We start from the raw sequence: 16,347 nt of genomic DNA on the forward strand, positions 1-16,347 counted from the left end.
CCTACCCAATCAACTCATACGTCGGTTTTAAATAGGCTGACTCTGGCACTTGACACCACTTGCTGCCGTCTTCGGTGATTTCGCATTTTAGGATGAGGACAGGCTTGAGTCGGGCTTTGTTTAGTTCATGGAAGGTTGGAAGCTGGATGAGCTCTTGCCGACCTGCTATGTAGGCGGTAAACTGACCAATGGGACTGTCGGAGCGGGTGCCCTTTCTGTAGAAGGCATATTCGTTCTTTACGCCGATTTCATAGGCGCCCGAGAGGGCATTCGGGAAGACACCATGACGAAGTTTTAAGGTGATTTTTGTCGACTTACCACTGTCCATTTTACCGATGGATTCAATGTCGCCACTCTCGTTGAGGAAGGTGACCTCCACAACTTCGTTGCGCTGATTTTCGAAGAGCAAGATGACCGAGGTGTGCTTGTCCATTCCCAAATAGACATCTTTAACGGCTTCACCCACTTTCCCAGAAATATACTCGCGCAGTGCCTTCTTTTCATCGGTTACAAGGAGGGACCATCCCAACTTAATCTTGGTCCACAATCCCATCCCCTTTTTATTCTTGTCTTTGGGAAGATGGAAGAGTCCCACTACAATGTCGTCAACATACGATTGTATATCCCCCGATAATGCATAGAACTCATCTTTGATTACGGCATCTTTTTCATCGGGCTTGGTGGCATTGAATACGGGTGATTTTAAGTAGGTGAACAATTCGTCCTCTCCAATGGGCTCTCCGGGTTTGTGAATGACTCTGTGCAAACGCAAACAGAGATCAGACGACCATGCGGCGGATTGAGTGTTGAACCAATTGGTATTGACGGACGCGAAACCGGCAAAGCCGCCAAAGCCAACGCCGGGTAGATACTGAATGTCCATTTTGCCCTTGTCAATTTGAAGCGGAGCGATGGCAATGAGCTTGCTGGCGTTGCGCTTGTACAAGGTGTCGCCAGATCGCTCAGCGTTCATCAGATTCAAAACACGCATTAATACGGCTGCATGACTGCGATCTATGGCCTCTAGGGCGTCTTCCCCCTGTGCCACGAGCTCGTAAAGATGGGATTCCAAGCCGTCCAACTCTGCCCCTCTAAGTTGAGCGTAGGCAGATGCAAGGTCGGCGGTTTGAATGCGACGAACATAATTGAGTAGTCCGTACATGGCCGTCACAGGTCCCGGTGGCAACATTTCAGTCTCTCGCACCCCATCAAACCAAGCTTCTAATTGCTTGGCAAGGGTATGCAGAAGTTCATCATTTGCCGTCAACTCTTTGGAACTCTTGGCAGCCCACGTCTGGTTGTCGGTTATTCGGTTCTTGTACCGTGTGATGCGCAAACCTTCTTTGACCATGCCCTCGGAACGCAGGGCTCCAACCAACGGAGCCACCACACCCATAATAGCACCGAACTTCATCTTTAAGGTTTCCCCATTGCTGAGCTTGCGCTCGTCTCTGGTGGTCGCGCCGTACTTGTCGGATTTTGCAGTTAAATACGCCTGACTCAAATTGTGAATGCTCGGATCCACATAAGGATCGATGAACATGATGAGTCGGTCGAATTCCCTACGTTCGCTCGCGGGCTTCATCTCCTCTAGATTGTCGATAAAGGCCGCCGCTCTGTGCGCTTCCCGAATGGGTTCATTGTTGAAAGTGCCTCCATCTACATAGGAGAAATAGTGCTTATCTGTGGTGTACTTGTGATCGTTCTCACCCGGTTCAACATCGCCCACTCGATTATTGGAAGGAACATCCACGTCTACCGTGGCATTCCAAACATGCGGGTTGTATTCCCAAGAATATCGCTCTAGCAATGTAGGTTCCAACGCGGGAGGAATGCTCCCCGATCCCACAGAAGTTGCACAGATCTTTCGCCAAGTGGTCATGTCATTCAGATTGTGACTCACTCGACCTTCTTCTGAAGCATTTTCTTTCCACGGATAAATTCGAAACCACCGTCTGGGATACTTGTGTCGCGTCTTATCATCGTAACAAAGTTCTCCCTCTTCCACTCCCTCCAATTCTTCAAGATTGTTGAAGTTCACATCGAACACGCGATAGTCACGGTGCGTCTTAGACCGACCTCCATCCAACAGCGCCAAGCGTTGCGCTTGTTCTTTCATCTCATCTAAACTCTCCATCAACCCACTGTGCTTCTCTCTTCCTTCCAGCACCAAACCATCTAAATTGGCCAACGTACAAATGAAGATCACTCGATCCGCAAGGAGTCGGCGGTTCTTAGGATTGATTTTTACATCACTTCCAAAGTACTTCTTGGCGATTCTAAAGAGCGCATCCTTATTCGCTATCCCGCCTTGAACTGTGCGCATGGCTCCTCCCAATAAATTCTTTAGGTTGATCTCGTTGCACCAAATGTTGTTCTGAACACGCTGAGTAATTTCCGCGGCGGTATAGAGATCCAACAATCGCTCTCGCTCATCACCTGAAGCGTGAGCCAAACGTTGCTTCAATTCTTCATCGCTGGATTCCAATTCCAAGCGAACACCTTCAAAGGTGAGCGTGATGGGCGTGGTTGACCCTTTGGGGATGTAGGCAAACTCACTCTCGGGATCCGTGAGCGTTCGCAACATGATTCCAAGAGAAATACAGCCTGCGCTGGCTCCTGAAAATACGTCAATTTCGATATCCGAATAGTGATGGAAGGTATCTCCTTCATAATACCCACCGTTCAAGATGAGCTGTTTGATACACTGCGTGAGTCCGGCCCCACTGAAGGAACCCAGGCTGACTCCGCCCCCCATGGCGAAGGCTAGTTTGGCTACTTTAGACATAATGGCGAGAGATTAGATGATGTTTAGGACATAAAATGTTGAAGTAAATAAGAGCCCAATCCACTGGCAAGTGGGGCGAGAATTCCCGCGCCAATTTTGAGCGACATGTTCTTGAAATAATCTTCACGGAAGGTGGCAAAGGACGTTTCCAACTCCGGTTCGCCTGCAATTCCCTCCTTGTGTTCATTCACCCATTTCTGAATCAGCAACCACAACGGAATGAGGAGAAGTGCAGTAAAAATGGAGAACATAAAACCGTAGTTGATCACCGACTGAATGCCCAAGATGGGTTGGATAGATCCCACGAAGAACTCCTCAACAGCAATAAAATGCAGCATGGTTGAGATCACACTAAAAGCAAGGATGATGACTAAAATTGCACTCGTTCTCAATGCGAGTTTCTCAATTCTCTTCAGGTGTTCCTGCTGATCTCTCAAGTTGTCGAATCCCCAATCTGAAATTTTAAATGGCTGATTGCCAATGCGGACAATGAGTAAAACACATAAAAAGGAAGCGATGTAACCCGGTGCTTGTATCCACCCCATAAAAGAACTGGGATCGCGGAATCCCACATTGCTCAATTCCCACAAATCCACTGGAACTACCAAGTAATCTTGCATTCGCGGAACAACCTGTAGGACCAATAACAAGGAGAACACCAAGAGCGTAACCACAATGGAAGTCATCCATTCTCTCCTTCCCGATCGCGTAGATCCTTGACGATACCACGTGTATTTTGGGATAAAGCGGTGGACTTCAGCATCCTTATTGCGAATCGTGTTCAGCAGATAGAAAGTCACCATAAAACTGAAGGACGTCATGAGTCCAATGAGCAACATCCAACGAATGGTATTGGGTCGCTGATTGAGAAACATAGTCATCCCTGTATTTTCGTGATGATAAGAAGCAATCAACTCACTGTCTCTTTCTTCACTGAACTCTAAGAAAGGTTGCTTTTTTAGTCGGAGTATATGGGTAGTATCCACGGCATAGTACCGAATCTTCTCCGTATTCGAGTGGATATCATGGATATACATTCTACCCAAGCAAACCGAAATGCAGTCGTCATCATCGTACTTGGAACTACTATCTCGTCGACCGATACCGGCCTTCTCCGCATGATGTTTGTGAATGTTCGTTTCCCCAAAATACCGCCCCAAATCGGCTTTGCTCATTCTAAAAACCGTATCCCGAACTCTGGCTGCGTCTTTCTCAGACCGAGACCAAAAAGCCGTATTAAAGATGCTAGGTTGCTCTTGAGGAGTGATGTGAAAGTTCCAGAATATGGCAAAGATGTACGCCATGCCTCCCACTCCTATGGTAACAATCCAAGGGAAGTAGGACGACACATTCTTTACTCTTGATTTCGAATTGGAACTTTTCTTACTATCATGGCTAGGTGTTTCCATGGCAAAATAGGCCCCTCGTTCTCAGTTGAGAATTCTACCGGTACAAATAAGATGCAGGCATGATTTACTGTTCGCGAGAGAAGGTGACTTTAGTAGGTTAGGTATTTGGTAATCACTAATATAGGAAAAGTTTGAGTTACCTAGCACTGATAACCTCTAGCTCCTACAACTTCTCTTCAATACGTACCAAAAGCTCCTCTTCCATCTGACAGTAATAATCATCTGCTTCGCCCAATTCAATGGATTTTAGCGTTGCTTCTTTGGCTTCGGAATAACGACCTAAAGTGTAGAGATAATGAGCATATACAGAATAGCTGTGATAGCTCGGATACAGTTCAATGGCAATTTCCGCCCACTCCAAGCCTAAGCCAAGAAGCTTTGGATCTTCAGTCAAATAGCGAATGGTCGCAGCGGTTGAAATCAGTCTGCTTTCATCGAGTTCTCTTGGATTGGGCACTTCGGTTATGAGATGTTCATAGGCCGCATCGGCTCCCTCAAATGAAATCAATGCCTGTAAGCGAAATTCATCGATGAGTCCTTCCACTTGAGTAGCCATGGTAAACCGACCATCAACTTCTGGGAAAACGAGAAAAGGAACATCGGTAGGCAGATACTTCTCTAAATACTGAATGAGCTCCTCATACTTTTCGCGGTCTTTATCACGAATCGCCTTACCTAGGTCGCCCATGGCGATATACATGATCCTTCTTTCCACATTAGCAGAATCGTATTTCTCATAAACCACTGGCTTGTTTGCTCGCAGGGCTTTGATTGCCGGACTGTAGAATGAGAATACCGCATCGTGGTGAATAAATGAATATTCATAAATAAAGGATAGGGTTTGCTCCGACTTCAACTCTTTCTCCGGCAATGTTTGGATGTACTGAGAGACTACACCAGAATCCATCACGTTTGCATCGCGCAAAACTTGACAATAGCGATACAAAAAGTCGCTGTCTCTATTGCCCGCCGCATATTGCTGTTGGAGAGCGTTCAGAGTCTCTTCCTCCTGAGCAGCAATCTTTCCCGCCCTGACAAAATCTGGAATGGAAAAGACTCCAACAATTTTGTGAACCTGTTCTCCTGCTGGATTCAAAAAAATGAAGGTAGGTGCCAACTGAACGTTATAGTTCTGATTCACCTTCATCCCTTCTTCCTCTTTGATATTCACCTCAAACACGAGAAAAGATTGGTTGTAATAACGCTGGACGTCTGGATCTACAAAAACGTTCTTCTCCATCTGTGTACAACCTCCACATCCATTAAAATGGAAATACAGCAGCACTGGCTTTTGAGAAGATTCTGCTTCGATTAAAAGTTGATCGTAATTCCCCGAAAAAAAATCGAGTGTATCATTGGCGTGCACGAACATAGTGCCGCACATCGCCACTATTGTCAATAGATATTTGAACATGAGAGCGAATTTTTCAGTAAGATAATTAATCTTGGGGCAACTGCCATCTGGCATCCAGACGCTAACAAAAAACCCCCAGCCGTTTTCACGACCGGAGGCTTGCTTCCCATCTGTTGACAGGTGTACAGTCTGCTCGCACAATGCAGACTGCGGGTGATTATTGTTGAGCGAAATGATCTTTCGAAAGGATGGTAGTTGAGAGGTCCAAATTTCCAAATAAATTCACTCTGTACAAGACTGTACAATTCACACACGTTCATCCATACAAACGGTAAAAAATGTTGGACGGTTGGAAGACATTGCAAAACTATTTCACCTTGCACAATAAGTGTGTAAATGTGAGTTAATTGTGGATGAAAAAAAGACCTTCCACGACTACAAAAAATCCATCACCTCCTGTTCTCGAGCATGATTGGATATTATTAATTCTAGGTCTGCCAAACAACGGAACGTACACACTATCAGAATACACAATGAGTCAGTGTGTTATATTTGTGGAACAACCTACCTGCTATGAAATTACAATCCTACCTCATTGGCATAATGGCCCTATTGAGCTATTCCGCCCAATCCCAACACTTTACACTTTCTGGAAGTTATAGCCCCACCCTAGAGTCTTACACTTTTGGCGCTGGTTTTGGCGGAAAAGACATGCTCTTTGATTATCAACTGGGATTGTCGGATGAGTTCATCGCCATGGGACTTGATATGGGATTTCAAGTGGCCGATTTTAGTGGAAATGGACATGTCTCCGTGCTGTATCTCGGCTTGGGTGGTGAAATGTACCTCATGGATGACTACGAGGCCGACATGGGTTATTCCATCTACCCTTCGGTCTCTATTTCATACAATCAGTTTGTATTCACTTACGGCTATGGCTATCTCGAATACGATGGCGTTCTCCCCGGAGAACTGGAATACTTCCACAAACTCAAGCTCACCATCATTTTTGCGGATATCGACTAACCATCGATCTCGGACTAATCGCATGTTTGTGGCGGGGTCCAGCTTGTTCGTCGTTACCGAAAGCCCTTCCCTAGCACAGTTCTTTTAGTACGGCTTTCCCCCGTGCTCTTTGTGCGAGCCGTCGCATCCAGGCAGCTTCTTGGAATGTCCACAGGTGCAATCATTAAAGCCTTTGCCCTTCAGAATTCTCTCCGTGAATTTATCGATGCGATCTTCAATCGTCTTCGACTGCTTCGCTCCAGAGAAATATAGGATATAGGCCTTTTGTCGGCCTTCCGTAAGCGTGTGAAAAGCTTTGCTAAACTGGGGATTTTCATCAAATCGATTCTGTAGCTCCATCGGGATTTCGTAATCCGCTTTCTTCTTGTACACCAGTTTTGCACCCGACCTTTCCAAATCAACTGCCTCAGCTACATAAGCTCGAATGACAGGTTCTAATTCGATAATGTGGTGTGCGTCCTTCAATTTCAGTGTGCGCGACGACTGTGTATTCTCCCCTTGCGCTTCCATCACACCCTGCGGGTCTTTCATCAAAGAACCTTTAAAGAACCCCAACGCAAAGTAGGACTTAAACCCGTGAATCAAGGCGATATTCTTCTTGTTGTCCATGTAACACGGAACACCCCATTTGATGACCTCCGTCAACCCACAATCCAACAAAATACCTCGTAAGGTTTCGTATTCCTCCCTCCACAAGGGTGAATTGGCAATGAATTTATCTACTTCAGGATTCATGGTGGACTTGGTTTTTCGTCTCTAGTCTTTAGTCTAACGTTTAGAACCTAACTTCTAACCACAGACAACTTCTCGATAAAAATAGTAAAGTTTAGAATCCTTAGTAGGTTTCAAGCTCCATCATCCGTCACCTAACATCCATCACCAATCATCTATCACCAATCAACTATCACCTTCAATACCCACGCGAAGGGATCCGCGCGGTAGATAGGAGTTGTAGAACCCATTCGTCATCAACCACCCGGCATCCATCACCTATCACCTATCACCCATCACCCGTCACCCAACTTCCAACACCTAAAACCCCTTAAACCTCTAAAACACCATAAACCCCTTAAACCCTCCCCCAAACAAATTCACCCTCAAACCGTTACCCCAATATATACCTATCTAACAAGCACCAATGAATCATTCAGAACAACACATGAGTGAGAAGGAGGAGCATTCTCAGCATAACTCGGGTCAACATAAGCATCAGAACCACAACGATCATCACCGGATGATGATTGAAGATTTTAAAAAGCGATTTTGGGTTTCCACCGCTCTTTCGATCCCCATTCTCATTCTATCCCCCATGATTCAATCTTTTCTGGGAGTTGAATGGACTTTTGAAGGTCGGCTGTATGTTCTCTGGGCGTTATCCACCTTCATTTTTATCTATGGAGGATGGCCTTTTTTGAAAGGCCTGAAGGACGAGCTGAAAAGCAGTGGTCCAGGCATGATGACCTTGATTGCACTGGCGATTACAGTCGCCTATCTCTACAGTTCAGTGGTGGTATTTGGACTTGAGGGCAAGTTGTTTTTTTGGGAGTTGGCCACATTGATTGACGTAATGCTCGTGGGGCATTGGGTAGAAATGAAATCGATACTAGGAGCGAGCAACGCCTTGGAAAAATTGGTGGAGATGATGCCCTCAGAGGCACATTTGAAAAAGGGAGATGAATTTGTGGATGTTCCCTTGAGCGAAGTGAATAGCGATGATATTCTCCTCATTAAACCCGGTGAGTCCATCCCTGCCGATGGAGTGATTACATCGGGTGAATCTCACCTCAATGAATCCATGCTCACCGGAGAATCGAAACCCGTTAAAAAGGGAGTTGACGATGAAGTAGTAGGTGGTTCCATTAATGGTAACAACTCTATTGAAATTTCAGTCAAGCACACAGGTGAAGACAGCTACCTCAACAAAGTCATTCAACTGGTTAGAGAAGCGCAAGAATCGAAATCAAAGACACAAAATCTAGCGAACAAAGCGGCTAAATGGCTCGCTTATGTCGCCTTGAGTGCCGGAGCCATTACCCTAGCGGTGTGGCTATCACTCGGGTATGACTTCGCTTTCAGCATGGAACGCATGGTAACGGTAATGGTGATTTCTTGTCCGCATGCCCTTGGACTCGCCATTCCGCTTGTCGTGGCTATTTCAACGTCAAAATCGGCTAACAATGGTCTTCTTATTCGAAACCGAGCAGCCTTTGAATCGTCCAGAAAAATCAACGCCATTGTCTTCGACAAAACGGGTACATTGACCAAAGGCGACTTCGGTGTAGTTTCATTTGCGAGCACCCATTCAAACACCAGCGACGAAGAGATACTCAAACTGGCCGCGGCCGTTGAAAAACACTCTGAACATCCCATCGCTACAGGGATTCTCAAGACCGCATCAGAACGCAACCTCAGCTTACCTGAATCGTCGGATTTTGAAGCCATTACAGGCAAAGGCGCTAAGGCCAAAGTGAAGGACCACTGGATTTCCGTTGTGAGTCCGGGTTATTTAAACGAGAACAACATCACTCTTCCTGAAAGAGAAGATGCATCGGACGATCAAACCGTGGTTTATGTCTTGCAGGGTGATGACCTCCTCGGTTACATTGCGCTCGCCGATGAAATCCGACCCGAGGCGGAAGGTGCCATTCGCAAATTCAAGCGCGAAGGAATTGCCGTTTATATGGCCACTGGCGACAATGAACGTGTAGCGCGAACCGTCAGCGATAAACTCGATTTGGACGGCTACTATGCAGAAGTCCTTCCCGATGAAAAAGTAAAGGTGGTAGAAGACCTCCAGAACGACGGTAAGTTTGTTGCCATGACAGGAGATGGAGTGAACGATGCTCCCGCTCTCGCCAATGCCGATGTTGGGATTGCGGTGGGAAGTGGAACCGATATTGCCGCAGAAACCGCCGACATTATCCTCGTAAACAGTGATCCGAACGACATCTTTAAACTCATCCAATTCGGCAGAGCCACCTACAAAAAGATGATCCAAAACTTAATATGGGCTACCGCTTACAACGCCTTCGCCATTCCCCTCGCCGCAGGTGTTTTGTACAGCACAGGCTTTATGCTCAGCCCAGCTGTAGGAGCTATATTCATGAGTTTAAGTACCGTCATTGTAGCTGTAAATGCACAGCTATTGAAGTTGGAAGGGACCTGATCTTCTTTCATCCGTCATCCACCACCCGTCCCTTGAATAGCCACGCGAAAGGATTCGCGCGGCAAAGGGGAGCTGCAGGTTGTCATCCGTCACCCGTCACCCAACACCCGTCATCCATCACCCGTCACCCGTCACCCAACATCAAGCCCCACTTAATCCCCAAAAATTCTATATTTATAATCACCTACATTTCAACCTTATGAGATCATTTTACCAAACCCTCTGTTTTCTTTTGGTTTCGAGTATGTCTGCGTTCGGGACCACCTATTATTTAAGTCCAGCTGGAGCTGCTTTGAACAACGTCAATAACTGGTGGACCGTCAGTGGAGGAACGGGCTCTCATCCCGCTAACTTTACGAGTGCATCTGACGTTTGGGATTTGGATAATAACAATGGAAATGTTCCTTCATCTAACACCTGGACCGTTCCAGGAACGATCACGTGTTCCAATGGCACGGCTGTCATCACCATCAATAGCTCGGCACAAATATCCTTAGGTGGTAATTTTACAAATGTGGCCAATATTGCAGTTGTTGGAACAGGTACCTTAACACTGACCAGTTCTGCTCAAAATATACCAATCTGTAGTGTGGGAATTCTACAAATTGCCGGAACGGGTACAGCCTATGCAGAGGCCAATTTGAACGTGAACACTTTGGTTTTCTCTGGAACCAATCAATTGGACATGAGAACGCATTCTCTAACTGTCGGTCTTGTAACGGGCGGAGGTACGCATGCCATCTACACGCAAAACACTGGAGCTACTCCGATCTCAGCGATAACCTACCCTGCAGATGTCCTGGTTGATTTTAATGCAGGCACCACACAGACCATCCCCGCCAATACCGCATTCGATGGAAGTCTAACTATCAGTTCATCTACCATCACCGCACTAAGTAACATCAGTGTCGATGGGACATTAACTTTATCGGGCGATGCCATTTTAGACATGGACACCTACCAAGTTACAGGTTCGGGAACCATTAGCGGAATGGGGACATCTACCTTCCTAACGGGGAACACCTCCACGGCTCCTTATCCCGACAATTGCTCGTTCTACAACTTGCAATTTGATGGAGCATCCGACCAATCCATCCCGGCAGGGACAACTGTTTCTAACACCATTGGATTTACAGCCAACCAAACAGTAACGGCATTGGGGAACCTAAGTGTTGGTGGATCTCTAGGATTTTTAGGCAACGCTTCATTAGACATGGACACCTATCAGCTTACAGGTGCAATTTCTACGGTCTCTTTTTCTGGGACCCACACCTTTCGTACGGCCTATACAGGAGCAGGACTGCCTTTCCCTGCCGACCTCAACTTCACTCTTTCCAGTTTTACCGTTGAGTTTTACGCCGCGGGAGATCAAACCATTCCCGGCGGCACATCAGGCGCATCAACTATTTACAATCTGAGTCTCACGGGGTCAGGAGTGAAAACACTCGACAACAATCATCAATTGACGATTGGCAGCTCTGGAGGAACCCTTAACATCGAACCAGGTGTTGGATTTGCTTCAACATCGGGAACTACCGTGACGTTTAACGGCTCCACAATCACGATGAACGCGGATGCTCTGGAACAGGGGCACATGAAATTAGAAGGCACTGTGAGCACCTCAAACTCTCCTTCTTTTGTTCGAGAAATATACCTCTCTGCCTCTACTCCAAAGTACTACAACATCAGTACAGGGGTATCAGGATCTTCACTCAACACCTTGCCAGAATCTGGCGCTACCATTGTTGCAAATAGCGGAAGCACAGGGTCTGTTTGGTATTGGAATTCCGTAAATTCCAAGTGGACTGCACCAGCCAACATCACAGATGCAGTTGACCCAACCGTCGGTTATACCATTTACGCAGGCACGGCCAACGGCACCGATTTTCTTCGTTCAACCGATGGAACCATAGCCGCTGAAGGGACAGGCATAGTGACTACCGATCAAAGCATTACTCTCAACTATCACGATGGAACAAACGGCGATGACCTATTTTCTGGAGGAGCCACAGGATATGGCTGGAACCTCGTTGCCAATCCTTTCACCGCTACCTACGATTGGACTGGGCAAGCACTTCCTTCAAACACGAACAACATCATATACATCTGGGGAGGAACCACATACTCTGCTTGGAATGGTTCCGTTGGAGTAGCAGGAGGTTCTGAACTCATCCCTCCAGCACAAGCGTTTTGGATTCAAACCACTGCCACACCTGACGCTGACCTCACCCTTTCGTATAGCCAAACGGACGCCTCACAATCAACTCCAGTACTCAAGTCTAATCCCGAATACATCAAGTTAAACCTATGGGATGATAATGGAGAAATGACGGATGAAATCGCAATTCAGTTTGACCCGTCTGCCACGGCTGGGTACGATAGAAATATGGATGCACACAAATTGCCTTCCACTCTTGGGCATCCGTACGCGTTTGTAGCCCTTGCCAATAAGCAAATGAGCATCTGCGCCGCTTCTACAAGCACCACCGACTTCCCCGTTCACTTGAAGCCTAATAATGGATCGGGAGTTTACACCTTCACCCTTCAAGGAAATCAACTGTCATCGTTTACAGATGCGATATTAGAAGATAAAACCAACGGACAGTACACCCAATTGATGAGAGGAGGATCCTATTCTTTCACCGTCAACCAAAACGACCCAGAAGATCGTTTTGTACTTCACTTCAACAACAATAGCGTGGGCTTGGATGACTATTCAAACACCCCACTTACCGTTGGCCTGTCGGGCAATCAACTCATCTTGTTCAATCAAAATGCAATCGAGGGCTCGCGAGTAGCAGGAGATATACTGGATCTCCACGGCCGACTCATCACTCAATTCGACGTCGAAACCCACTCAGACCGCAACGTTATTCCTCTTCCATCTCTCTCTGCTGGCGTTTATATGGTAAGAATGACTTTGAACCATGAAACTTGGACAGAGAGAATTGTGGTTTACTGAGTCGGCGGGTGATGGGCGCAAGTCATCCACGACCCATCATCCGTCACCCGTCATCTGTCATCAAGCATCCAACACCCTCAATATCCACGCGAAGGGATTCGCGCGGTAGAAGGGAGCTGTAGGTTGTCATCTGTCATCAAGCATCTATTATCTGTCACCCACCACCAAACACCCATCATCCATCCCCCATCACCCGTCATCTGTCCCCCGTCACCAAACATCCCTCCCCTGAATACCCACGCGAAAGGATTCGCGCGGTAGAAGGGAGCTGCAGGTTGTCATCTGTCATCAAGCATCCAACACCCTCAATATCCACGCGAAGGGATTCGCGCGGTAGAAGAGAGCTGTAGGTCGTCATCCAGCATCTGTCATCTGTCATCCACCACCAAACACCCATCACCCGTCATCCACCACCCGTCACCCATCATCTGTCATCCACCACCAAGCACCCATCACCCGTCATCCACCACCCGTCACCAATCACCCATCATCCACCACCAAACACCCACCCCCTAAAACTTCTTAAACCCCTAAAACTTCTTAAACCCCTAAAACCTCTTAAACCCATTAAACCCACCAAAACCCTAAAACCCAAATTTCCACTCTCAATTCCCCTACCTTTGCGGCATGACAACACTAGCAAACCTCCCGCAAATTCTTAAGAAGCTGGGTATTGAATCTCTCAACGAGATGCAAGAGAAAACCATAGAAGCCTTTGGCAAAAATGCCGAAGTGGTTTTGTTATCGCCTACAGGGACAGGTAAAACGCTAGCGTTTGTCCTTCCTCTATTGGAATATTTGGACCCGAATGTAGTTGCTACACAAGCTCTGATTCTAACTCCATCTAGGGAGTTGGCCATTCAGATTGAGCAGGTGATTCGCGATATGGGCACAGGTTTTAAGACGAATGCCATTTACGGTGGTCGATCTCAACACAAGGACAGAATGGACTTGAACCACGCTCCGACCATCTTGATTGGTACGCCAGGAAGAATCGCCGATCATATTCGAAGAGAGAACATCGACACTAGTGCCATCCAGACTTTGATCCTCGACGAATTTGACAAATCGTTGGAAGTGGGATTTGAGAAAGAGATGAAGGAAATCGTTTCATCCATTCCCAATCTCAAGAAGAAAGTCCTCACATCGGCTACCCAAAAAGTAGATATCCCTGATTTTGTGGGAATATCAAACGCCACCCGATTGAACTATACTGGTAAATCTAGGAGCAAATTGGAAATGCGAAAAGTAACAGCTGTAGATAAGCTGACTACTCTAGCCGACCTATTGTACCACATCGGGAAAAAGAACGGAATCATCTTCTGCAATTTTAAGGAGAGCATTTCTCTTGTTAGTGAAGCACTGGAAGAGCACGGCATTGACCATGCGTGTTTTTATGGAGGCATGGAACAACTCGACCGAGAGCAATCGCTCATCAAATTCCGAAATGGAACTGAGCGCATCCTCTTGGCTACCGATCTAGCAGCTCGTGGTCTAGACGTTCCAGAAATGGACTTTATTGTACACTATGAGTTGCCGTTCCACGAAGAAGAATTCATTCACAGAAATGGTCGGACAGCACGTATGAAGAGCAGCGGTACCGCCTATATCATACAGCGAGAAGGCAAGCCACTTCCTCCCTACATGTACCGATTGGAGGAAGAAATTCTGGAACCCAAGAAAATCAACCTTCGCTCGGACTGGGAAACCTTGTACATCACGGGTGGAAGAAAAGACAAGATTTCGAAAGGTGACATCGCGGGACTCTTCTTCAAAACAGGTGGGTTGGAAAAAGGTGAGCTTGGAGTGATTGAACTCAAATCAGACTGCGCTTATGTTTCCGTAGCTCGCAGCAAAGCTAGAAGACTCGTAGACCAATTGAACAACAGCCGACTGAAAACGAAGAAGGTGAGAATATCGGTGTTGGGTACGAGTACAAAGTAGGAGTACGAATGCTCGGCACGGGGTACGGGTACAACCTAAACATTGAAGTGAGATTGGGTAGGTTCTGAATGAAAAATGGTTCATTTCAGAGCTACCATTACTTATGATCTTCAAAAGTGATACTGAAATTAATGCTCAGCAAATATCATCTTAACTGTTTCTGGAAGTATACTTTGAATTCAAGAACTCTTTGGTTTTGCAGAAGGAGTACACTTTAAAGGATCAAATCACAAGAACATCTTTATTAACCGTCATTTTCTGAAATTCCTGAATATTTACAGAGGGGGTTATGAAGTAAAAAGCATGATGTATGCAATGCGTGAAGTCAGGCTCATTCAAGAACCAGAAGCAATTCTATTCTTCAAAATGCCCCATTTCAATTCATCAAAGCTTAGGCAGACTATCTAAATATTTAAGTTCAACTTTGTAAACTAGTACTTAGTACCAGTACCCCAAAAACCATGACTCAACCCAACAACCCCCTTCACGGTATTAAGCTCGCTCAAATTGTTGAGGAGCTTCACGACCATTACGGTTGGCAAGAGCTCGGAGAACGCATTCCTATTCGGTGTTTCCAATTTGAACCTTCCGTAAAATCCAGTTTGAAATTCCTGCGAAGAACTCCTTGGGCTAGGGAAAAAGTGGAACGCTTGTATTTAAAGATGTTGAAGTCTGGCGCCTGATTTCAGGCTTCAGGCTCCCTTGCTTCACATCCACCTCTTTCCTATTTTCACAGCTTGTAAAGCTCTCGCTATGCTACTCAGAACATTAGTTGTTGCCTTCTCCATTCTCTCAATAACTGGACTGGGACAAACACCGGATCCAATTCCCGTCGACTATGATGAGCTGGATGACGAGGTCCTTACTTTTATTTCAGTTGAATTCCTACCCGTTTATCCAGGCTGTGAGAATGAAGACGATGAGGACGTAAAATTCCAGTGCTTCCAGACGAAAATTCAAGAGCATATCATTCAAAATTTTACGATAACCCGTGAAATGCAAAAAGAACCAGGTGGTAAAGTCTGGGTTGAGTTTATCATAGAGAAAGATGGATCCATTTCTAGCACTGAGGTATCTAGATCATCAGGAAACAAACTTGTAGATGCCGAAGCCCTACGAATTGTAAGTAGCTTACCTGCCATGACTCCCGCCATAGGTGAAAATAATACACCTGTGAGAATGAGATATACCGTTCCCATTAATGCTAATTGGACGAACGATTAACTTTTACAAAATATGAAAGCACACTTCTACACCCTAGGTCTATTACTCGTCAGTTTTTTTTCTGCAGGACAAACTCTTCCAGAACTTGAAGAAGATAGTTCTGAGATTCTGAATTATCGTGAAGTTGAACAATATCCTATTCATCCCGACTGCGTAGACGCCACTACTGAAAGTGAAAGGTTTCAATGCTTGAATACCGTCATTAGTAATCATCTGAAGTCTGAATTCACCACAACTCCGGAAATCCGACGCCAAGGAGGTGGTAAAGCATTTGGATCTTTTGTGATTGAAACCGACGGCAGCATTACGGAGGTCAAAATTGAAAAGTCAGCTGGATATGAAGCCTTCGACAATGAAGTCATTCGCGTTCTTCAACTTCTACCCAAAATGACACCCGCCATGGTGGATGGCAAGCCTGTTCGCATGAGCTTCATTGCACCGTTCTCCATTCAAATCATGTAAGGAGCACGGATT

The 16,347-nt window shown here is 46.1% G+C and carries 11 protein-coding genes; 7 read left to right on the plus strand and 4 right to left on the minus strand.

Annotation, left to right across the window (positions count from 1 at the left end):
- Position 1: 1 nt before the first annotated feature.
- The 3 genes from F8C82_RS09005 to F8C82_RS09015 all read right to left on the minus strand — a co-directional run bounded on the left by F8C82_RS09005 (position 2) and on the right by F8C82_RS09015 (position 5,611).
- Complete coding sequence (locus F8C82_RS09005) at positions 2–2,788, minus strand: hypothetical protein (RefSeq protein WP_151693257.1); 2,787 nt, start codon at positions 2,786–2,788, stop codon at positions 2–4.
- A gap of 23 nt (positions 2,789–2,811) precedes the next feature.
- The gene (locus F8C82_RS09010) at positions 2,812–4,197 is read right to left on the minus strand and encodes a hypothetical protein (protein ID WP_151693258.1); all 1,386 of its coding nucleotides are present in this window, start codon (positions 4,195–4,197) and stop codon (positions 2,812–2,814) included.
- 163 nt (positions 4,198–4,360) lie between these two features.
- On the minus strand, positions 4,361–5,611 hold the full coding sequence (locus F8C82_RS09015) for a thioredoxin family protein (RefSeq protein WP_170266207.1): 1,251 nt from the start codon (positions 5,609–5,611) through the stop codon (positions 4,361–4,363).
- 513 nt (positions 5,612–6,124) lie between these two features.
- On the opposite strand from F8C82_RS09015, the gene F8C82_RS09020 reads away from it, so the two are divergent.
- Positions 6,125–6,577, plus strand: a complete 453-nt coding sequence (locus F8C82_RS09020; RefSeq protein ID WP_151693260.1) for a hypothetical protein — start codon at positions 6,125–6,127, stop codon at positions 6,575–6,577.
- An 84-nt stretch (positions 6,578–6,661) separates the two neighbouring features.
- Here the strand turns inward: F8C82_RS09020 and F8C82_RS09025 are convergent, their stop codons facing one another.
- A complete protein-coding gene (locus tag F8C82_RS09025) occupies positions 6,662–7,312 on the minus strand; it encodes a DUF1801 domain-containing protein (RefSeq protein ID WP_151693261.1) in 651 nt (216 codons plus the stop codon).
- Positions 7,313–7,715: 403 nt separating this feature from the next.
- On the opposite strand from F8C82_RS09025, the gene F8C82_RS09030 reads away from it, so the two are divergent.
- The 6 genes from F8C82_RS09030 (at position 7,716) to F8C82_RS09055 (ending at position 16,335) form a co-directional block, all read left to right on the plus strand.
- Entirely contained in the window at positions 7,716–9,743 is a 2,028-nt protein-coding gene (locus tag F8C82_RS09030; RefSeq protein ID WP_151693262.1) for a copper-translocating P-type ATPase, read from the plus strand.
- 199 nt (positions 9,744–9,942) lie between these two features.
- Positions 9,943–12,705 (plus strand): T9SS type A sorting domain-containing protein, encoded by a 2,763-nt coding sequence (locus F8C82_RS09035; protein WP_151693263.1) that lies wholly within the window; start codon positions 9,943–9,945, stop codon positions 12,703–12,705.
- A 627-nt stretch (positions 12,706–13,332) separates the two neighbouring features.
- Positions 13,333–14,649, plus strand: a complete 1,317-nt coding sequence (locus F8C82_RS09040; protein WP_151693264.1) for a DEAD/DEAH box helicase — start codon at positions 13,333–13,335, stop codon at positions 14,647–14,649.
- Positions 14,650–15,110: 461 nt separating this feature from the next.
- Positions 15,111–15,332 (plus strand): VF530 family protein, encoded by a 222-nt coding sequence (locus F8C82_RS09045; RefSeq protein ID WP_151693265.1) that lies wholly within the window; start codon positions 15,111–15,113, stop codon positions 15,330–15,332.
- A 70-nt stretch (positions 15,333–15,402) separates the two neighbouring features.
- Positions 15,403–15,873, plus strand: coding sequence for an energy transducer TonB (locus tag F8C82_RS09050; protein WP_151693266.1), 471 nt, complete (start codon positions 15,403–15,405; stop codon positions 15,871–15,873).
- Between the two features lie 12 nt (positions 15,874–15,885).
- Positions 15,886–16,335: an energy transducer TonB gene (locus F8C82_RS09055; RefSeq protein ID WP_151693267.1), complete on the plus strand. Its 450-nt coding sequence runs from the start codon at positions 15,886–15,888 to the stop codon at positions 16,333–16,335.
- The last annotated feature ends 12 nt before the right edge of the window (positions 16,336–16,347 follow it).

Source organism: Phaeocystidibacter marisrubri, assembly GCF_008933165.1.
In the GTDB taxonomy this organism is placed as follows: Bacteria; Bacteroidota; Bacteroidia; order Flavobacteriales; family Schleiferiaceae; genus Phaeocystidibacter; species Phaeocystidibacter marisrubri.

Bases quoted from the DNA above. Each gene is read 5' to 3' on its own strand.
- F8C82_RS09005 (WP_151693257.1), bottom strand. From the start codon at position 2,788: ATGTCTAAAGTAGCCAAACTAGCCTTCGCCATGGGGGGCGGAGTCAGC.
- F8C82_RS09010 (WP_151693258.1), bottom strand. From the start codon at position 4,197: ATGGAAACACCTAGCCATGATAGTAAGAAAAGTTCCAATTCGAAATCA.
- F8C82_RS09015 (WP_170266207.1), bottom strand. From the start codon at position 5,611: ATGTTCAAATATCTATTGACAATAGTGGCGATGTGCGGCACTATGTTC.
- F8C82_RS09020 (WP_151693260.1), top strand. From the start codon at position 6,125: ATGAAATTACAATCCTACCTCATTGGCATAATGGCCCTATTGAGCTAT.
- F8C82_RS09025 (WP_151693261.1), bottom strand. From the start codon at position 7,312: ATGAATCCTGAAGTAGATAAATTCATTGCCAATTCACCCTTGTGGAGG.
- F8C82_RS09030 (WP_151693262.1), top strand. From the start codon at position 7,716: ATGAATCATTCAGAACAACACATGAGTGAGAAGGAGGAGCATTCTCAG.
- F8C82_RS09035 (WP_151693263.1), top strand. From the start codon at position 9,943: ATGAGATCATTTTACCAAACCCTCTGTTTTCTTTTGGTTTCGAGTATG.
- F8C82_RS09040 (WP_151693264.1), top strand. From the start codon at position 13,333: ATGACAACACTAGCAAACCTCCCGCAAATTCTTAAGAAGCTGGGTATT.
- F8C82_RS09045 (WP_151693265.1), top strand. From the start codon at position 15,111: ATGACTCAACCCAACAACCCCCTTCACGGTATTAAGCTCGCTCAAATT.
- F8C82_RS09050 (WP_151693266.1), top strand. From the start codon at position 15,403: ATGCTACTCAGAACATTAGTTGTTGCCTTCTCCATTCTCTCAATAACT.
- F8C82_RS09055 (WP_151693267.1), top strand. From the start codon at position 15,886: ATGAAAGCACACTTCTACACCCTAGGTCTATTACTCGTCAGTTTTTTT.